The sequence below is a fragment of the Photorhabdus machadonis genome, assembly GCF_052657765.1.
The window spans coordinates 2,977,858-2,998,013 of the sequence record NZ_CP199761.1; the positions used below are offsets into that span (position 1 = coordinate 2,977,858).

Consider the following 20,156-nt stretch of genomic DNA (forward strand, 5'->3'; position numbering starts at 1 on the left):
CGAAGTCAGTGCGTCAAATAAGTCAACTCATTAAAGCTTATATTTAATCAGGATAGAACGCTTGGGAAAAGATTTGATTTATATTCCAGAGACATTCATCCGGGAACATATCCAGCCCTGTTTCGTCGGCAGCGGAAGAAACGGCATCAGCCCAAACTTTAGCAAACCAGTTTTCATCAGCAATCGTACTTTTCAGGCTAGGTGCCTCTTTTATATGTAATTCCAGTGCTTTTCTCTGTTCCCTGATAGTTCGTTGCCAGCTTGAACCACGACGACCAGGCTGGAATTGCCATTTCAGAAGATGGGCCAGCAAAACCGCCATACGACTTGCCAGTTCACGTTTTTCACTCTTGCCCACGTCCTCAATCTCCTCGGCAATATTAGCTATATCGATCTCAGAGAATTTACCTGCACGCAATAATGCAGCTTGCTCATTCGCCCAAGCGACCACATCAGTTTCGTAACGGGTATGACTCATGGTTGCCTCCGTTGAGAAGTCCGCTATACAGATAGCTCCTATGCATTGCAGTCTGTCAGAGAATATCACTTGCGTCAAAAGAGTATTATAAATCGATCTTTCTGTTTCTAAGCTGCCTGTACGGCAGTGAACTCAGGCTATTTCATTGACCGAAGCCCGTAGACTTTCTAAGCTGCCTGTACGGCAGTGAACACAGTTGAGTGTTACTAATAGAACGTATCCATTTTCTAAGCTGCCTGTACGGCAGTGAACACCAGCCGCAATCTTTTATTGATAATGTAATTTTTCTAAGCTGCCTGTACGGCAGTGAACTTGTGATTGCAGTGTACATCAGCTTTTCATGCTTTCTAAGCTGCCTGTACGGCAGTGAACGACGTATTAATTTAATATTAAAGCCCTGTTCATTTCTAAGCTGCCTGTACGGCAGTGAACATGGTCGTTCTTGGTAATCTTTGAGATGGCAATTTCTAAGCTGCCTGTACGGCAGTGAACCTACAATGGGTTCAGGTTTTTTAACTGGTTCATTTCTAAGCTGCCTGTACGGCAGTGAACAGGAGTACGGGCCGTGGCCGGTAAAAATCGAATTTCTAAGCTGCCTGTACGGCAGTGAACCAGTCAGAATCTGTGAAATCAAAAGGTGCTATTTTCTAAGCTGCCTGTACGGCAGTGAACACTTCAAACACGCCCAGCTTATCTTTCGGATTTTTCTAAGCTGCCTGTACGGCAGTGAACGATAAGACAATTTTACGTGATTTATAGCTAAATTTCTAAGCTGCCTGTACGGCAGTGAACATTCTGACGTCGTTTGGTCAGACAAAGTAACATTTCTAAGCTGCCTGTACGGCAGTGAACTTGTAGCGTTTTACGACCTCTTCGTTATGTGCTTTCTAAGCTGCCTGTACGGCAGTGAACGCTTCCACTCATAGAGCTACTGGAATCAAGCTTTCTAAGCTGCCTGTACGGCAGTGAACTAAATGCTTTGCTTTTTTGGCGTTCATCAATTTTTCTAAGCTGCCTGTACGGCAGTGAACGAAACCCGCTTTTTAATCGTTTAATTGTTTATTTTCTAAGCTGCCTGTACGGCAGTGAACCTGTTATTACTGGGGATGAGCCACGGGGTGATTTTCTAAGCTGCCTGTACGGCAGTGAACTGTTAGATACTAACCTTAACCTGCTGACTTTTAAAGAGTAGAGTGATAAAAAGTAAAAAAACCCTTTTTTACGAGGTAAATAACATCTCTTTAAAAAACAATGCATTAAAATTAACTAAGAAAAAAGGGTCAAAAATAAGGTATGAAGAAACACCATCTTTCAAGTTACATTTCCCTCCTTATCTCTGCATCTGTTAGTTCCTGGTTTATCTGGCAGTACAATCTCTGATAATCAACTTTTTCCATTCCATTTTTCATCTGTCAGTGCGGTTAATACATGATCCTGCCAAATCCCATTTATCATCAGATATTTCTTTGCATATCCTTCACGCTCAAAGCCCAATCGTTCCAACAAGTTACCACTACGATGATTATCAGGCATATAATTAGCCATAATCCGATGCATCCCCTGCTGACGCTGCATATAGCGAATCGCAGGTTGCAACGCCTCATACATCAGCCCTTTTCCCTGCCATTTTTCACCAAGAGAATATCCCAAATAACAGGCATGAAAAGCACCCCGCAAAATATTACTGAAATTCGCCACACCAATTACTTCATTCTCACTCGGATCAAGCAGCAAGAAATGAAAAGCTGCGCTCTGTCTTTGCATTTCCGTGATTAAATTCAATCGGTTTGTCCAGCCAGAAGGCTGACAATGGCTGTTATCCCGGGTCGGCTCCCAAGGTTTAAGAAATTCGTGATTTTCTGAATAATATTCAGCTAAACGATAAGCATCCCGCTCGTACACCAAACGCACCACCATTCGTTCTGTTATCAAACGAACCTTCGGTAAAGTGGAACGATAACCAAACATAATTTCTCCCTCGCTATGCCTAATTTATCCATTAAAAATTTAAGTTATTATCTGTAAAATACACCTGCCAACCACCCGCTTACGATAAAAAAATATTATCTATAAATCACTACCCTAACGATTAAATTAAGTACAGAATATAAAAGAATTATATTATTTTCTCTCCCTCATATTCCAATGGTGAGCAATGTCACTGGTTTCGCAAGCACGTAGCCTGGGCAAGTACTTCTTGTTATTCGATAACTTGCTGGTTGTTCTGGGCTTCTTCGTCGTTTTTCCCTTAATATCAATACACTTTGTTGAACAACTGGGTTGGGCAGCGCTGGTTGTCGGTTTTGCCCTTGGTTTGCGGCAGTTTGTACAACAAGGCTTGGGCATTTTCGGTGGCGCAATTGCCGACCGCTTTGGCGCAAAACCGATGATTGTCACCGGGATGCTGTTGCGTGCCCTTGGCTTTGCTTTAATCGCATTAGCCACTGAGCCGTGGATCTTATGGCTTGCCTGCATATTATCCGCATTAGGCGGCACTTTATTTGATCCACCACGGACCGCTCTGGTTATCAAACTCACTCGCCCTCATGAGCGTGGCCGTTTTTATTCCCTGTTGTTAATGCAAGATAGCGCCGGGGCCGTTGTCGGTGCGCTGATTGGTAGCTGGCTGCTGCAATATGATTTCCATCTTGTTTGTTGGACAGGTGCTGTTATTTTCGTCCTGGCCGCCATCTGGAATGCCTGGCAACTCCCTGCATACCGGATTTCAACTACCCGTACGCCAATCTGGGAAGGTATGGGACGCGTCATTAAAGACCGTCGCTTCTTCACTTATGTGTTGACACTGACCGGCTACTTTATGCTGTCTGTACAGGTCATGCTGATGTTTCCAATTATCGTCAATGAAATCGCCGGGACGCCCGCAGCGGTGAAGTGGATGTACGCCATTGAAGCGGCACTTTCGTTGACTTTGCTTTATCCCATTGCCCGCTGGAGCGAAAAACGTTTCCGGCTGGAACAGCGCCTGATGGCTGGGCTTTTCCTGATGAGCCTGAGCATGTTCCCAATCGGCTTGATTGGTGAAATCAATACGCTGTTTGGCATTATCTGCCTGTTCTACCTTGGTACCATCACCGCAGAACCGGCCCGTGAGACATTAAGCGCTTCACTGGCCGATCCCCGCGCCCGTGGCAGTTATATGGGCTTTAGCCGCCTCGGCCTAGCACTGGGTGGCGCTTTAGGTTATACCGGCGGCGGTTGGTTATATGATACCGGCCATACGCTAAACATGCCGCAACTGCCCTGGATCCTGTTAGGGATTATTGGCTTTATCACGTTGTATGCACTGCACCGCCAATTTAACCAGCGTAAAATTGAATCCGCCATGCTTAGTGGCAGTTAATGATGTAAAATCTGCCCTTCAAAATAAAGGAGTCAATATGAAAAAATTTTTCTTGGGGGCAGTCTTGCTGCTGGCTGGGTTGGTCAGCGGTTGCGATCAATTCAAAGAGTTCAGTATCAGCGAAGAGCTGATTAATGGCTATCTGGCGAAACATGTCCATTACCAGAAACAGATTGAATTACATGGTATCGCCAACGCGGATATAGAACTGACAGAATTATCCAGCCAGATTGGCCGGACAGAACCCGATAAAATCGCATTAACCGGCCAGGCAAAGGTTAATATTGCCTCCCTGCTTGGCCCGGCTAAAGCGGATATGAAGCTGACACTAAAAGCGCAACCTGTGTTTGATCCAGAAAAAGGCGCTATTTTTCTAAAAGAATTAGAAATCGTTGATTATCAAATCACACCGGAAAAAATGGAAAAGCCGATTAACGCGCTGCTTCCTTATCTGAATAAATCACTCAGTGCTTTCTTTGATATTCATCCGGTCTATGTTTTAAAACCGGATCACAGTAAAGCGGAAGCCGCCGCCAAAAAATTGGCAAAAGGGTTAGAAGTCAAACCTGGCAAATTTGTTATCGTGCTTACCGATAAATAATTTTTATCGAGATATCGCAGAAAAGGCAAATAATCCTGAATTATTTGCCTTTTCATCCGTTTCAAACTAGGAATCCAACTCTTCCCGTAACGCCTGCAACGCTTCACGGGTGATCATCGCCAATGTCCGGTAAAAGCCAGTTGTTGCGTGGGCTTCTACCTTTCCCAGCAATTGCCCACACCACGGCAAAAGATACTCATCAAACAACACAATTTGCCCCTGAACTTCATCTTCTGCGGCCTGATCTTCCAGCCATGAAGCCGCTAATAACAGAGAACCAAACTGATCAACCGGCCCATCTGATAATGGCATACCGCGTTCGGTCAGAAACCGACGAATATCGTTTTCACTCTCCCCGGTATAATCAGAACGACAACCCGGCACACTGGCATCACCACCACCAAACAGCGCGGTATAATCCGTTGCCATTGCTGGCTGTTCACAACTCTGTTGCAGGCGATCCAACAACGCATCCTGCTCTAATGGCCAGGATTGTTTCAGTTTACCTTCCGCAATCATTGACAGAAGGGGTTGCAGAACCGGATCTTGTGGCTGGCGGTTAAACAAAGCCCCTAAAATGCGGCAGACTATTGAAAATTCATTCATCTTATTTTCCAAATAAATCGCTATTTTGCCGCTATTGTCCCCAATAACCGACCTTACTGTAAAGAGACACGGTTAATATCCCAGTTTGATATCCACAACACCCGTTGGTAATTCACCCTTTTCAATCCGCTGAATATTTTCACTGACCTTATCCATAGCGATATTAGGAATAGTAATAGCAGCAATATGTGGAGTCACGGTTATACGGGGATGCGTCCAGAATGGGTGCATTTCCGGCAATGGTTCCTCAGTAAATACATCCAATGAAGCCGCCGCGACATAGCCTTTATTGATCGCTACCAATAGATCATGTTCTATCAAATGGGTGCCTCGTGCGAGATTAATCAGATAGGACTTCGGTTTTAACTGACTAAACAGCGATAAATTCAGAATACCACGGGTATGCGGTGTATCAGGCAATAGATTAATAAGCACTTTACTGCCAGAGAGAAAATCACCCAACTGATCTTGACCGTAAAAACTGTCTACCTTATTAATCTGCTTCGGCGTACGGCTCCAGCAGCGTACAGTAAAACCAAACTCAACCAGAGTCTCGGCAACACTGCGTCCCAAAACCCCAGCGCCCAACACACCAATCACAAAATCGCGGCGATCATGTGATTCGAGTTGTTTCCACATTCTCTGCCCTTGTTGCAACTTATATTCATCCAGTCGGCGTAAATAATGTAAAACCGTGGCTACCGCATACTCCCGCATTTGTAATCCCATCCCTGCGTCCTGGAGCCGCATTAATGGTACACCGGCGGGCAACATCCCTGGTCTTTGTTGTTCCTGCTTCAAAATGGCCTCTACGCCAGCTCCCAGGGTAAAAATCCCCTTTAATCCGGAGCGATTTGCCAACATCTCATAGGGGGGTACCCAAACCATTGCATAATCTGCATGGGCATTATCGCCTCGTTTCCATTGACGGATATGAATATTTGGCAGTCGCTGTTGCATGCCTTGAATCCACTGGGCAGCATCAAAAAAAGGGTGGTAAAAGATAATATCCATGACTTATTTATCCTCTTTTATTTTTTTGTACAGGGTTATCTGATTAATAGCAGGTTGCAAGCCCCTTTGATAATCATCTTTATGAAAATGTTGAGAATGTTAAGTAGTTAACGAATTCATTTTTTTCTTATCAAAAAACTTGCATCTGTTCACTTCAACAACGTCAGATGGGCATCAACTCATCGAACTGACGATTATTTAGCTAACCAATCAAAAAACCAAAGAAAAGTATTAGAAGAGTGTTGACGCTTGTAATGCTTTTCCCTATAGTAGCGCCCCGTTGCAGTGACGATATCAAGCAAAGTCGCTGGAGCGAAAAAAACACGGTGAGGTGTCCGAGAGGCTTAAGGAGCACGCCTGGAAAGTGTGTATACGTGAAAACGTATCGAGGGTTCGAATCCCTCCCTCACCGCCAGATTCGAAAGAAAGCTCAGGTTTATCACTTGGGCTTTTTTGTTGCATATAACTCCGATGCAGAGTCGAGAACCCTCGAACAGGGTTCGACAAAATGGCAACGCCGTTTTAGTACGCTTTGTATCATTCTGTTTTATATTTATGATTACATTATCCTTACGCCAATATTCGTCAAAATATTTTTCGAAACCCATACTTTCAACATATTTTATTAATTCTGATTTATTATTCAAATTTACATTTTAAAAAACAATTTTGTTAGTCATTGTTGGCGTTCCATCAGGTGAATCATAGTATATGATATAATCCTTTGAAATTAAGGGAATGTTTTTAATTTCATCAAAGGTAAACATATTATAATAAATAAAATTTTTCTTTGTATATGACAAATTAACATTTGCAAGCGACATAGTAAAAATCAGAACACATCCAATGAGAATGGCTATAACAACAATTATACGCATAAAACTACTCAATCGAAATCCCAGCATATTCCACATCTAAGTTAATCCCAGTCTGTTCGCTAATATGTATTATGTCATGACTTGTTTTTATATCACTTATGGGTGATATAGTATTTAAAAAACCAAGTAAATTAGAAATTAAATCTTCACCACTATAATAACCCTCAACATGCAAACAAACTCCGCCAACGACTCGCTGTTATTCGACTAGCCTCATCCCTGAAACCAATCTCTTTCATGGTACCCGCCCGCCATTTCGGCCAGCTTTATCAGGCGAATAGCAACATCAAATCAGTACTGAGGTTAAAAACCAAATTATCCTCTTAATACATTTCTCATCATGTTAGCATATGGGCATCGAAAATCATTAGCGACGTTGTTTGACTTAATTATCAAAATGAGAATGTCAATTGTCAAATGTTTGAGTTAAGCTTAAAGCACACCCTTTCTGTGCCCTCGTATTAACACGACGTAAAATTTCAACGAGCACACCAGGATATTTACCATATTCTCTTCTAATTATCCCGATATCATCGGTGACAAGAAATGCCGGGTAACTCGTTGATGACGCATCCATATAACTCATCAAACCCGGCATTCCATCAGGCACAGGTTTCAACGTTTCAGGATCAAGTGCTCGCGCATATACCCACGGCGGAACATGTTTACGTTGCATTTCATCCTCAAAGAAACACGTGTTAAGTTCAACTTGATTAAATATATCGCGGATCTGACTCATATTACTGAGATTAAAGGTATCGAATAGAAGCTGATTGAAATCGTCGCGTTTCAGGGATTCTTTTTCGTCACTTTTCCAGCCTCCCCCGGTTATGATATAAAGGCTTTCATCGCCAGAAAATGAGATATTTTTATCTTTCATATAATTACAGAGCAAATAGATAAAGTATGGCGAACCGATAAGACAAATATCTTTCCCTTGACTTTTTATTCGTTCAAGACTATTCAATGTCTTAACAAAATCTACCCGTTCTTCTGTTACGGTGAATGTTGTAGGATATAGCAATTCCACTAGACTCATAACATATTTAAACCAAATGTTATGCGCATTAAATCTATCGGGCCCCAAGTTGACCAATTCCATTTGATGATCAAACCAACTACCAATATATTTCATGCCATAATTCACAGAACCTAACAGTCTCTCAATACTTAGTCTGTCACGCGCCACCAGACTTTTTAAACCACTCGTACCGCTGCTGGTAAACCAACTTTCAATCTCGTTTTCCTGACAAGTTAATAAGCGAGTAAACTTAAAAACTGATGTTGGAAATACAGGTATGTCATCAATTTCCGTAATATTGTCATCTACTTTGTGTGCCTGACAATAGCGACGGTATTCTTGACAATATTTATAGTGATTGCGAAATGCATCAAGCACAAGCTTTTTTCTGATTTTTTCCTGTTCATCATAAGACCAAACTAATGGTTCGCTTGAAAAAATCAAATCATCAATTTCTGAGCTTGCGGTGATTTCTTGTTTATCAACATATGAAGTCATACCTATTTTACCTCTACAGATAATATTAGGAATTATGGCAGCGCGGCTGCCATAATCTTTTATTACACGTGATACTTTTTAATATTATCATTAACAATATCGATTGCGTTTTTCTGGCTCATCAAGTCATTCATTGGTTCAAAGGACAGTAATACGCTTTTTGCACCACATTTTTCAATTGCCAATTTAGCCGCAGCTATACATTCCTTATAATCTCCGACGGCATTTTCTGTGATGATCTCGTCGAGTTTATTTTCGAGATTTTTATCAGGGTGCATTTCAGAAACATAATCGCTTATAAATGCGCGTGTCTCTGCTTTCGCTTTCTGACTATCTTCATTAAAGTTAACCAATATCATTAACTGATGATCTATAGCTGATAAGTCAATACCCTGTTTATCAGCAATAACTTTATACCTTTCAGCATACTCATGTCTGACATCATTGGAATCATCCCACTTAAAGATAAGAGGAATGCCTTTTTTGGCTGCCCACTCCACGACATAATGACTCGTTGCAGTTACATATCTCCGAGGCCCGCCTTGCGTATAAGCATGGGGGTTTACGGATATTTTGGGAAAGCTATAAAAATCGTTATCGGGATTACAATAGCCTGTTGTTAAAGCATCGTTAATAATTTCATAACACTGTTCAAATAGTTGCTGTTGGTATTTATCATGGCGATTAAAAAAATGCATTTCATCTTTTTTTTCGCAATCACTTAATCCTAGAATAAATCTCCCTTCGCTCAATTGATCCAATAAGCAAGCTTCCTCCGCTATTCGGACAGGATGATGAGTTGTAATAATGTGGTTCAATGAACCAATTTTAATTTTTTCAGTTAGACCGAGCAAAAAACCAGAAACAGTCAGAGGAGCACCGACAATGCCATTACCTGAAAAATGATTTTCATACACCAAAATCTGTTCAAAATTCAACTTGTCAACATATTCTGTTATTTCCTGCATGCGAGCTATGCTTTGTTCTTGAACCATTGTTGAATTGATGAAGTTAAGGAAGAACAATCCAAATTTCATTTCATTTTCCTTAGCTAATATAATAGCGAACGTTGTTTTTCTTTGAGAAATGGCATGACATCAGACTGAAAAAGCCTCATAGAAGCAATAATTTCGTCTACTGTTCCATTAGCTTCAAACCCACAACAAATATTTGATACTCCTGTGGCGTCAATGTCTTTTTGGATTATGTCAATGCATTCCTTCGGGGTTCCTACGGGATTAATTTCGTAACTGTAATCAATGCGGCGATTGGTATTTTTATGTCCTTTTAATACAAAATCACGCCACTGCCCTTTATTGAAATCATACCCTTTTGTTTGGTCTGAATCATCAAAAATGGTCGTGGCATTAACATAGGCGTCATACCAGTGCCCCAGAAAATTCCGGCAAATTTCTTTCGCTTTAATGGAGTCATGATCTACAGATGTTATATATGATAAGCAATGGTCAATATTATAAATATCGTGCCCATGTTCTTGAGCCACTTCGTTATAAAGCTCAAGTTGTGCTTTCTTTTCGTTGGTATTGATAATCCAGCTTAAGATCATCGGCAAGCCAAATTGAGCGGCCCACTCAGTGGTCGAGGCTGATTCAGCCACTACATAAACAGGTGCGCCACCTCGACTATATGCCGTCGGGCTGACTTTTACCTTATTGAACCTGATATGCTCATTGGCAGCTTCGACATATCCTTCTGCCATGCCATTTTTTATTAGCCCGTACCAACACTCCATTAAGGCGCGGCTGTTATCCATATCGGTGCCAAATACACGAAAGTCTTTGTTGTAAAGCCCCCGACAAATACCAAACCGAAATCGTCCTTTTGACATGTGATCCAGCAAATTCACCTCTTCAAGTTGGCGTACTGGATGAGCAGTAGGGAGAACAATAGCAGCAGTCCCGACATTAAGTTTTTTAGTTGCACCCAGTAAATGTGCAGCAGCAACATAAGGGTTACCCAGCAAACCAAACTCCGTGAAATGATGCTCCAGTAACCATACGGTATCGAAACCACACTCCTCAGAGACGCGACCTAATTTAACCAAACGTTTCATTACCTCGGTTTGAGAAAGTTGAGGTGGTTGGTATGTAAGCAAAAAGTTTCCGAATTTCATAAATAGTCCTTATATTTCTATCCGAGTGATAGAGTTAAGACGGCGAAATTGTTTGATTTTCAATCTCAATTTTCATTCGGCGTTCATTGACTGTCGCAATAGTCAGATGTTCAAATGACGGCTCAGTCATATCAATATCGATATCCAGACTACTATTATCCATCGCGATAGCCGCTTTCGTAACTGATTGATAAAAATTGCGCAGGACCACTAAGTTCTCACCCAAATCATGTGAACCACCTAGCAAAGAATATATCTTGCATCGATTACTACGAATATTTGATAACAATGTGATGACTTCATCTTGTTTTACCCAATCATCGTTATTTGCAGTAAAAGCAATAAACGGTATATCAAGATGCATCATGCTATTCATTGTGGAAGTTAAATCTTCCCAACCAAAATCAACGCAATCTCTCGCGAAGACTTCAGCACCCAATTTATGTCCTTCAAAATCCAGATTATTCGGTAATTCATCAATGGGCAAACTGAGATAATCAAATCCTAAAGCTCTTTCGAGAGTATATCTTAAGTTAACAACACCAACCGCAGTGATTAAAAACGAAGCATTAATTTCAGACAGGCTTGCATAAACTATCCGTGCAGATAAGCTTGAAGCCAAAATACCTCGGTTATTTATTTTTCGTGTATTTAACCAATCAACTACGGCTAACAGACTCTGTTTTCCTATAGACATGGTAAATTCATCAATTGTCCCTGAACTCAATCCAACATGGTGAAGTGAATCATAGCGGATCACATGAAACCCATTCCGTGACAAATACTCCGCCAGACCAGCAAAATGATCCATCCTCCGGGCAAAACCAGAGGCAATGATAATTGCATTCTTTCTTTTTGGACTGTTTTCTTCCGGCAGCGTTTCCCAGACATGAATTTTTTTATTTTCTTCAACACAAATAACATGGTCGATGGTTTTATATCTGGATGCATTTTCCATACTTTTTACCTATTTAAGGAACAAATACAAGGAACTTATCTTCTTCCAGGAATCGGGTCTGTTCTATTTCGACCGCAACATCCTTAGCCGTATAATGAGATGGCCTTTCATGAGAAATATATGTCACTAATCGTTGTAACGGTCTCATTCCATCATGAGATCCACCCACTCGAAATATGTTATTCATTCCTGCTTCGACAATCCTTTCAGCACCTTTTAAGGCTAATTCGTCCCGATACTTAAATGCTGACTCCCAAGGAAAAATAGAGATGGTTTGCGTCCTATTTTTTTGAACATAAGGCAATATTTGCTCAATATTATCGACATGATGAAGGTACACACATCTTCCAAGTGGTTGATTAAGTTCCACACCCGCATTTGATTCAATAATCATCCAGCGTTGATGAGCATCAGCCTCTACTTTTAATCCAGCAAACACACTCTCTTTTTGAACTAAGGAATAGGCGGCCTTTTCATCAAAATCTTTTTTGGCGTTTGGTAATATACGCGCATATAAGTTCAGTTTTTCTATCAACGCTAGCTTAAATTCTTCATAATGACTTCCCATGTAGTATATGTTTTGAGTGGAAAAACACGCTTGCTGATCGTAAAAACAAACATCATGGGCCGCACCTGTCGCGGCGGACGTCAAATCAGCAGGGTCATCAATAATGCAGAAACTCTTCTTAGAGACAAATTTAATCACGTCAATATAGGGTGGTGCATGCTTTACAGCCCAATTAATCGCATCTTCCCCTCCCCAGGCAGCAATGACATCCGCATGTTGCATCATTTCTTTTGCAAGTGATGTATCACCTTGATGTTGCCAATATACAACAGACAAAGAGCGCGTTATCGGATGATTAGGATCTACATCGATAAAGCTTAACGCTAATGCATTAGCGGTAAAAGGATCGGCTGATGAGGTTTTTATAATGCATTGATTCTTTGTTAAAATTGCGCGTAATATAGACATTACACCCGATAATGGGACATTACCGGCCAACAGATGTACAGATTTACCTTTCGGAAAAGCCCTAATATAACTTTCATCCTGAGGTAACCATTCATCCATGATATGGCGAGAACCAAGCTCATTGTTTACAACATCATAAAGGCCACCTTTAGAACACAAGATCATAGATATCCAGTTGGCCTCCAACTTGGCCATGGCTTCTGAATATCCCATGTATTTTTTCAGGTCACGAATGTATGTCCTGCGTCTTGAATATTCTTCATTTTTCCATCTTTGCCCTACTGTATAGAGAAAATTGATAATGCTATGCAACTGTAATTTATTATTTTTATTATAATCAATAATGCTTTTTACGTGAGACTCATTCAATATTGGCAAGTAAACACTATTATCACCAAAGTTAATGGATTGCACTAAATCATCACTTTCAGGAAATGACTCAACTTGGCCGTTAATAATGAATGAAATTTTTTTAGTCATATTTTCCCTCCATTTAGTCGGGTAATTTCAGCTTAAGTTGCTGTTTGACCATCTTGCAAACTCGTTATATCAATAACTTGCTTCTCGTATTTTGGTGTTATGGCAATGTAAATAATAAATGAGGGGTTCATCAATATATTGCCTAACCCAGTTCGTCAATACTTGTTAAAAGAGTAAACGAAAATCATCATATTGACAAGATTTTCCAATGAGAAGTTTAAATTAAAAGAATCGCGATTCTCTTTATGCGTGACAATATTTATTAAAATTATTACCCTGTTTATGAATTAGCTTAATTTATATATCAATGAGATAGTGACGCCGGGTTCCGTCATTATCAATCGCATGACTTATCTTTATACCGATACAATTCTCCCCACATCATATTAGTCATTTGATCAATATGATTAAAACGGTCTTTTATTCTTTCCAATACTTGAAGTGACAATGTGGCTTCAAACTTTAGGGCTAAAATGGATAAAGCTTTCCAATGACCAATTAATTCCGTGCAATATTCAATCAGAGCAGGTGCCATATCTGCCCTGATTAAAGAATATTTTAACAAACTCAAATTGGGTATCACATACAACACACTGATGTGATCAAACAATCTTTTGGCGGCCCGACAAGCTTTTTCCTTTGGCTGCTGAAACGCATTCAGGCATAATTTGCTATAATTTTTCAACGCATCATAATATTCAGGTAAAGTATTAAATAATTCAGCTTGACGAGTCAGTAATTTCCTTACCGACATGATCTCTAGATTTTTCAATGAATCAACAATATAAAAATGCCCCATATGATCATAGGTTTCACCGGGCACGTTATCGGAAAGCGCTAAATAAAATTGCCCGGAGGGCATCCATGCCTCACAAGCATAGGATTCCCGATCAACCACCAAAGAATCAAAGATACGTACTTGTGAATAATCATCCGCAATAGCGGTGATCAACACCGCATGCAGGTATTCCGGTTTATTGGCATAAACCTCAGAATAAGATAAATGTGCCGAATTGACCCAAGCAACGACACCTTTCTTCTGACATAGTAATTCATATAATTGACGACACCAATGGGCGTAATCTATCGGTAATGAAATTATATTTGCACCTAAAGATACCGCCCCAGTCAACCCAACGGTTTCAACTGAGAAAGTATATTCAGGCATATTCAATGCATCATAACCACTACGAAATAAATAACCATTGCCAGCTTCAAAGATCTCCGCCTCAAAAATCTCTTTACCCTGTAGATTAAGTAACCTTGTCAGGCTACCGGTAAAACAATTGATAGCGACGTTTATTTTTGATTTATCCATCATATTTTCCATAAGTATTTTTTCACCTCGATATAATGGACTGATTTATGAATAGTGAACCCAATATATTATATCCTGCAATCACAGTTATTTTTCCTTTAATATTATTTCGGCTGCTTGTGATATATTTTCGATAAGTAAGTCAGGTTCATAATTTAAAGTATGTGATAACAGTGCCAAAAGTAATCTCTCCATCCCAAAAGCAATACAAGCAGAATGCATAGGGCAATCACTGGCACGACTGATAATATTAAAATTTGTGGTAAATAAATCCCGGTGGAAATTTCGTGAACCAACGCTAACGTTATATTTATCAAACCAAGGAATAAGTACTTCACACTTGACACCCATTGATAATTGTACTTTACGAGTCACTTTAGAATGCTCGCCATAAAATACATCGCTGGCTTTTTCCACCGAAAGAGAAGGAAACAGTCGTCGTAAGAATTTAACGGTTCGTCCAAATATTATTTCACATTGCGTTTCTACTTTTTCCTGTACCCCCACCAATATTAATTCACGCATGGTAAAATTCCCCATGCGGGTAGGCTCATCTTTAACCGGTTCGTATCGATGACACTGTCCTTTAGCCGTAAAATATTTCAATTCCCAATCATGGGTGCTATCTATCAAATGAGAAAAGGTATGATAGCAAGTCGATGGACTCAGTACCCATGCATCCCCGCTATTTTCACTTATGACATCGTGAGTTAAATGGGGATAAACATGCAATGGATTACTAGGCAATTTGTCAAAGAAACTGATACGCTCCAAGGTGGATCGAGGTAATAATGTGGTACACGAATGTGAAGTAACAGATATTCCTTTACTTAAAACTTGCAAAAGTACCTTATCAAGAAGTTCGGCAACAGCATATAAACTATCAGAAAACCGGTACCCAATAAGACCATTCTGTGATTGCACAATTGATAGCAGCTTACGCTGCTGAAGTTCTTTTATCATATTTTTATATTACCTTTTCTGATCGATAATTACCTTATGTTGTCCGGCAAACCATCCCGGTTCGCCAAATTGCAAGGATGTGTTCCCATATCATCAAATATCATATCCAGATATTCGTCTAAGACGACAAGAAAACACATTTAATCCAAAGAATCGGCAATAATCAATTAACCGATGCTTTATTCAATTCAGCCATTTTCTTCAGGATTTCAACGTTATTCTTTCCAGACGATAAATCCTTCAATATAAAGTTTATCCAATGAAGTTTTCAAAAATGTATCTATCGCAACATCAGGTGACATGATAAGTGGCTGCCCCCTAACGTTGAATGAAGTATTCACCAGACAACCATAACCGGTTATTTCCTGTACCGCTTTCAGTAACCGCCAAAAAGTTTCATTCATAGTTCGTTCAACAAGCTGAATACGTGCCGTTCCATCAGCATGAACAATACCGGAGACTGGCCCTGTCATTTCTGGTTTAACGCCGGCAGTGCAAAGCATATATCGGGTCGGCGATAGATTTCGTGTCTCAAAAATAATATCGCAGTCCTCATCCAAAATGGCAGGTGCAAATGGACGGAAAGCCTCACGAAATTTCACCGTGCTATTAATTCTGTCTTTTATTCCTTCACCTGCCGGAAGCGCGAGAATCGAACGATTGCCAAGCGCTCTTGGACCAAATTCCATCCGGTCATGGAACCAGGCAATGATTTTATCTTCTGCGATATCGTTAGCCGCAGCAGCAAAATAATCATCGTTCAACCCTAAATAACGCCATTTCATTCCTGCATTACAACCATGCCGGAATAATACATTACGAACTTCATCTGTTGAGAAGCGCGGACCAAGATAGGGATTAAAGTAACGATCTGAATTATGATGGTATTTCCCGGCAATAAAAAGCGCCGCCCCCAAAGAAGTACCATCATCACCCGATGCAGGTTGGACAAAAACATTTTCCACCTGATCAAGCTGACAAAGGACCTGATTGGCTTTGCAGTTTAAAAATGATCCGCCGGCAAGACAAAGTGATGTTTCACCGGTTTTTTGCAGCCAATACGTGACTAATTGTTTCAGCAAAAGTGCGAATTTTTCCTGCAACCCCGCAGCAAAATCCTGGTGAACATCCAACAAGATATCATCTTCACCTCTCGGTGTAAGACCGAACATATCACTGAGCTGTGCCATCGCAACAGGAAAACCATACGCCGCATTATCAAACAGTCGCGGTGACCAGTTTATATGTATTGATCCACTATCTGCATCGAATTGGGCCAATTCATTGAAAATATGACGGTATCGCTCAGGATTACCATAGGCGGCAAGTCCCATGACTTTATATTCATCACTATTAAATACAAAGCCAAGGAACCGGGTACAGATAGAATAAAACTCACCTAATGAAGAACTGATTGGCTGACTGTACAATTTTTGGAATTGCTGGTCTTTAGCAAGATAAATACTCAAGGATTCTATTTCACCCATACCATCTGAAACGACACAAAGTGCAGACGGGAAACCACTGGGATAAAAGGCTGACGCCGCATGAGCCAAATGATGATCTACCGCTTGAAAACGCGGTTCGATATTCTGCCACCCAGCAGAAGCGAATGCATCAATTACTGTTTTGTTACTGAAAGCACCCTCGAACATTTTTTTGTTCGATACAAAAAAACGGCGATAGTGATCATAATTAAAACCGTGAGCAATCACCTGTATATCATCTTGCGTAAGACCCGCTTCCGCCAAACAATAGTTAATGGCATGTGCTGGAAATTGTCCCGTGCCTTTCTCTCCGGTAAAGCGTTCTTCCGCAGCGGCGGCAACCACTTTTCCATCAATAATCAAACAGGCCGCACTATCTACTCCCTGACAAATACGCTCGTCTAATTTACTCACACCCGGGTAATTCTCCCGCATAAAACGTTGAGAATTAGGAAGACCACTGATACCCAATATAATCATATTATTAACCTCAAAATTATTATTTTTGTTTCATGAAAATCAGGCTATACCCTTTGTTCTCATAGTCCATTTTGTATCATGAAGAATTAAGTCACCCTACCAAATAAAGTAATCGCGTTATTACCACCAAAACCAAATGCATTATTCTGCACATAGCGTAAATTATGTTTTACTTCCATACCATGAGTCATTAAGTTGAATTTATATTCAAAATCTTCCGGCAAGATATTCGTTATTGGCATAATTTGATCTCTCAAAGATAAACAAGCACTGACTGCGCCAATCGCGCCCGCCGTTGCCATCATATGCCCGATAGTTCCTTTAATCGCAGAAACAGCCGAGGTGGGAAAATATTCAGAGAATATGGATGCTTCTACCGCATCATTAGCTTTTGTTCCGGTGCCATGTGCATATATACCATCAATATCTCCCGCTTCCAGCCCTGCCGAATTTAATAATTTTTCATGACATTGGGTGACACTGCTAATGTCCAGGTTAGTAGGATGTAATGCATCATTATTACTTGCAGTCGCGATCAATTCAGCATAAGGAGATTGATATTCACCAACTTGTTTTCTATTCTGCAACACTAAAAAAGCAGCGCCTTCCGATATGGTAATAAAGCGCCTTAATTGCGAAAACGGACGGCACTGTTCCGCCCCCAATGCATTAAGCATGTAAAAACCTGACCACACCTTTTTAGAAAAAGCGTCTCCTCCACCTATTACGGATGTTGAAACAATTCCTGCTTTCATCATGCGTAGCGCTGTTTCAAGGGCAATATTTGCTGACGCACAGGTATTATGTATCGTCATGGAAGGCCCGGATGAACCAATTGCGCGAGCAACATTATCGGAAACCGCATGACTCGAATAGATATTGGCATTCCAGTTTACGGGCACACCTTCAACTAATTGATCAAGAATATCCGCCTCAGCCTCATTATTACCAACACACACTAATGCATTGCGCAATTCAGCGCATCCCGGTGGTAATCCTGCATCCGCTATCGCCTGGAGTGCCGCATCGACAGCATACAGGGAAGAATCAGGAACTTGTGCCCCTGTACATTTTGGTGCCCTGGCTTTTATCTCTATACGCGGCCCCGCCGAAATTTTTCCGGCAACAAAATTTGGCTTCATAGAAGCATAGACCGGTTCCAATCGGGTGAAATTTGACTCTCCAGCACATAGCTTCTGCCAATAACTTTCGACGTCTATACCAATTGGCGTGATAACGCCAAGCCCGGTAACATATATTTTATCCAACATCATTCTCCTTCCTCTTAATTGATATAGCGTCATTTATCCAAAGTAATTTTTCCCCTTCACTATATGCCCATGCATTCCAACACATTATGGAACCAAACCGTGTCACCTGGGTCTCAATAAACACAGGAGAATTAATATGTTCAATATTCGGACTGAAAGTTAATTCACCAAATCTGGCAAAAACATAATCGCTTTCAGTTAACATATTTTTCTGCTGATGTTGTAAAACTAATGCCAAATTCCCCATTGCCTCAACAAGAATAAGCAAAGAAGCGTAATGGAATTTTTGCAAATAATCGGATTCATGCTGCAATGATTTAATATCCAAATGACAATTTGCGCTATTTGATATCTCATCAACATAGACGGTTTTCGGCAAAAACCAAAATTCGGGTTTACGCAATGGTAATGAGAATAGAGAAGATGAAAAAAGTGCTCTCCCACTTTCGCATTTTTCATCTTTACCAGAATAATCCAGGAAAAAAGAAAAACAGAGTTTTCCGGATACGGTTGCAGAAATCTTATTTCTCTCCTGGCTATATTTAATATTTTCATCAGGACGTATAAATTGATAGAAAAATAGATTTTTTAGATTGATAAAATCGACAGACTTATCAGCCATCTCTTTACAAAAAGCGGCTACCGGCAAGATGCCAGGAACAACAGGGTTATCAGGAAAATGGTATTTGAATATTTCATCTTCAGATGAAAAGACCTGGTTAATATGATTAATCATCATTATGTATAACCCTTACGCCTGAGGCATTCATATTATCGATTGTAATAAATACAAAAGCATCTTCTTTCTTACTGTGTTGAATAGCACTCATAAATTCATGAAATAGAAAAGCACCGTTATATTCTTGATATTCAATGATATTATAATCTTTAATCGTATTAATTAATGCTTCATTATTATTCAACGTATTGAATATAAAAATCTTCGTATCCAGTGATAAAGTGTCAAGCCGCCTTTTTATCTCTTCCACTGTTGATCCGAAGAAAAAATCTGCCGTAAATTGCTTTCCACTCGATAAACCCACACCCATGACGCCAGAAGATATTGATTTCTGGTTACTGGTTTTTTTTCGTATATCATCAAGTGCTTCTGCGCAATAGACATCACCAAAAAACAGATGGCTAATACCTGCTGATCTATTATATAAATTAAGTAACGCTTGAATGAATCCCATAACTGGCGTTTTACTGCCGGCATTTAGCGTACAATTTCCTCCTGTCACCTTCTTATCAATGTTAATAAAGGTTGAAGCTGAACTTGTAGTAGCATAAGGAAATTGTTGAGCGGATACCGTCTTATCATTATTCCTTACCTGCCGCTGAAAACGAAGCATTGCGTCAAGGTTGCCATATTCTGTACCCACAATCACAGATTCATTCTCCACATTTCTATCTTCTGCAATAAACTTATTTGCCAAATAGGTACAAATGCGGCTGAAGTCGTCACGAAAACGATCACCTTTATTGCTGACAAATTCAGAAATATCAGAGGGAAGATAAAATTTTTCCTCTCTCTCATTCTGAAATATATTCGGATAAATCGCTAAATTTTCCACGTTAAAAGTCAACATTTTCACCCAACTCATGTTTAAAAAATAGAAAATTCCAGAGCCT

17 protein-coding genes, 1 tRNA gene and 1 CRISPR repeat array are annotated in these 20,156 nt (G+C 40.3%); of the genes, 3 read left to right on the plus strand and 15 right to left on the minus strand.

Annotated features, from left to right (window positions below; genetic code table 11):
* Positions 1 to 43 precede the first annotated feature (43 nt).
* Positions 44 to 478 carry a DUF29 domain-containing protein gene (locus tag ACUN2T_RS14050; protein WP_445493634.1) on the minus strand — a complete coding sequence of 145 codons (435 nt, stop codon included), beginning with the start codon at positions 476 to 478 and terminating at the stop codon, positions 44 to 46.
* A 104-nt stretch (positions 479 to 582) separates the two neighbouring features.
* Positions 583 to 1,629: a CRISPR direct-repeat array (repeat unit 28 nt; unit sequence TTTCTAAGCTGCCTGTACGGCAGTGAAC).
* Between the two features lie 232 nt (positions 1,630 to 1,861).
* Entirely contained in the window at positions 1,862 to 2,446 is a 585-nt protein-coding gene (rimJ, locus tag ACUN2T_RS14055) for a ribosomal protein S5-alanine N-acetyltransferase (protein ID WP_445493635.1), read from the minus strand.
* Between the two features lie 187 nt (positions 2,447 to 2,633).
* On the opposite strand from rimJ, the gene mdtH reads away from it, so the two are divergent.
* On the plus strand, positions 2,634 to 3,839 hold the full coding sequence (gene mdtH / locus ACUN2T_RS14060) for a multidrug efflux MFS transporter MdtH (protein ID WP_445493636.1): 1,206 nt from the start codon (positions 2,634 to 2,636) through the stop codon (positions 3,837 to 3,839).
* A 37-nt stretch (positions 3,840 to 3,876) separates the two neighbouring features.
* Positions 3,877 to 4,440: a lipoprotein gene (locus ACUN2T_RS14065; protein WP_445493637.1), complete on the plus strand. Its 564-nt coding sequence runs from the start codon at positions 3,877 to 3,879 to the stop codon at positions 4,438 to 4,440.
* 66 nt (positions 4,441 to 4,506) lie between these two features.
* Here the strand turns inward: ACUN2T_RS14065 and ACUN2T_RS14070 are convergent, their stop codons facing one another.
* Positions 4,507 to 5,046 (minus strand): TorD/DmsD family molecular chaperone, encoded by a 540-nt coding sequence (locus ACUN2T_RS14070; RefSeq protein WP_445493638.1) that lies wholly within the window; start codon positions 5,044 to 5,046, stop codon positions 4,507 to 4,509.
* A gap of 72 nt (positions 5,047 to 5,118) precedes the next feature.
* Positions 5,119 to 6,060 (minus strand): glyoxylate/hydroxypyruvate reductase GhrA, encoded by a 942-nt coding sequence (gene ghrA / locus ACUN2T_RS14075; RefSeq protein WP_445493639.1) that lies wholly within the window; start codon positions 6,058 to 6,060, stop codon positions 5,119 to 5,121.
* 325 nt (positions 6,061 to 6,385) lie between these two features.
* Here ghrA and ACUN2T_RS14080 point away from each other — a divergent pair.
* Positions 6,386 to 6,475, plus strand: a tRNA-Ser gene (locus ACUN2T_RS14080).
* Positions 6,476 to 7,344: 869 nt separating this feature from the next.
* Here ACUN2T_RS14080 and luxE read toward each other — a convergent pair.
* The 11 genes from luxE to ACUN2T_RS14135 all read right to left on the minus strand — a co-directional run bounded on the left by luxE (position 7,345) and on the right by ACUN2T_RS14135 (position 20,113).
* Positions 7,345 to 8,457, minus strand: a complete 1,113-nt coding sequence (gene luxE, locus ACUN2T_RS14085) for a long-chain-fatty-acid--protein ligase LuxE (protein WP_445493640.1) — start codon at positions 8,455 to 8,457, stop codon at positions 7,345 to 7,347.
* A gap of 62 nt (positions 8,458 to 8,519) precedes the next feature.
* Positions 8,520 to 9,494: a luciferase subunit beta gene (gene luxB / locus ACUN2T_RS14090; protein WP_445493641.1), complete on the minus strand. Its 975-nt coding sequence runs from the start codon at positions 9,492 to 9,494 to the stop codon at positions 8,520 to 8,522.
* A gap of 14 nt (positions 9,495 to 9,508) precedes the next feature.
* Positions 9,509 to 10,591 carry a luciferase subunit alpha gene (gene luxA, locus ACUN2T_RS14095; protein WP_445493642.1) on the minus strand — a complete coding sequence of 361 codons (1,083 nt, stop codon included), beginning with the start codon at positions 10,589 to 10,591 and terminating at the stop codon, positions 9,509 to 9,511.
* 34 nt (positions 10,592 to 10,625) lie between these two features.
* A complete protein-coding gene (locus ACUN2T_RS14100) occupies positions 10,626 to 11,549 on the minus strand; it encodes an acyl transferase (protein WP_445493643.1) in 924 nt (307 codons plus the stop codon).
* A gap of 13 nt (positions 11,550 to 11,562) precedes the next feature.
* Entirely contained in the window at positions 11,563 to 13,005 is a 1,443-nt protein-coding gene (gene luxC, locus ACUN2T_RS14105; protein WP_445493644.1) for a long-chain-fatty-acyl-CoA reductase LuxC, read from the minus strand.
* Positions 13,006 to 13,342: 337 nt separating this feature from the next.
* Complete coding sequence (locus ACUN2T_RS14110; protein ID WP_445493646.1) at positions 13,343 to 14,335, minus strand: hypothetical protein; 993 nt, start codon at positions 14,333 to 14,335, stop codon at positions 13,343 to 13,345.
* A gap of 75 nt (positions 14,336 to 14,410) precedes the next feature.
* Complete coding sequence (locus ACUN2T_RS14115; RefSeq protein ID WP_445493647.1) at positions 14,411 to 15,286, minus strand: hypothetical protein; 876 nt, start codon at positions 15,284 to 15,286, stop codon at positions 14,411 to 14,413.
* Between the two features lie 215 nt (positions 15,287 to 15,501).
* Positions 15,502 to 17,253, minus strand: coding sequence for a carbamoyltransferase family protein (locus ACUN2T_RS14120; RefSeq protein WP_445493648.1), 1,752 nt, complete (start codon positions 17,251 to 17,253; stop codon positions 15,502 to 15,504).
* An 86-nt stretch (positions 17,254 to 17,339) separates the two neighbouring features.
* On the minus strand, positions 17,340 to 18,527 hold the full coding sequence (locus ACUN2T_RS14125) for a beta-ketoacyl synthase N-terminal-like domain-containing protein (RefSeq protein ID WP_445493649.1): 1,188 nt from the start codon (positions 18,525 to 18,527) through the stop codon (positions 17,340 to 17,342).
* The gene (locus tag ACUN2T_RS14130; protein ID WP_445493650.1) at positions 18,514 to 19,263 is read right to left on the minus strand and encodes a hypothetical protein; all 750 of its coding nucleotides are present in this window, start codon (positions 19,261 to 19,263) and stop codon (positions 18,514 to 18,516) included. Before ACUN2T_RS14130 ends, ACUN2T_RS14125 begins: the two co-directional genes overlap by 14 nt.
* The gene (locus ACUN2T_RS14135) at positions 19,253 to 20,113 is read right to left on the minus strand and encodes a hypothetical protein (protein ID WP_445493651.1); all 861 of its coding nucleotides are present in this window, start codon (positions 20,111 to 20,113) and stop codon (positions 19,253 to 19,255) included. The genes ACUN2T_RS14130 and ACUN2T_RS14135 overlap by 11 nt, the downstream gene beginning before the upstream one ends.
* Between the last annotated feature and the right edge of the window lie 43 nt (positions 20,114 to 20,156).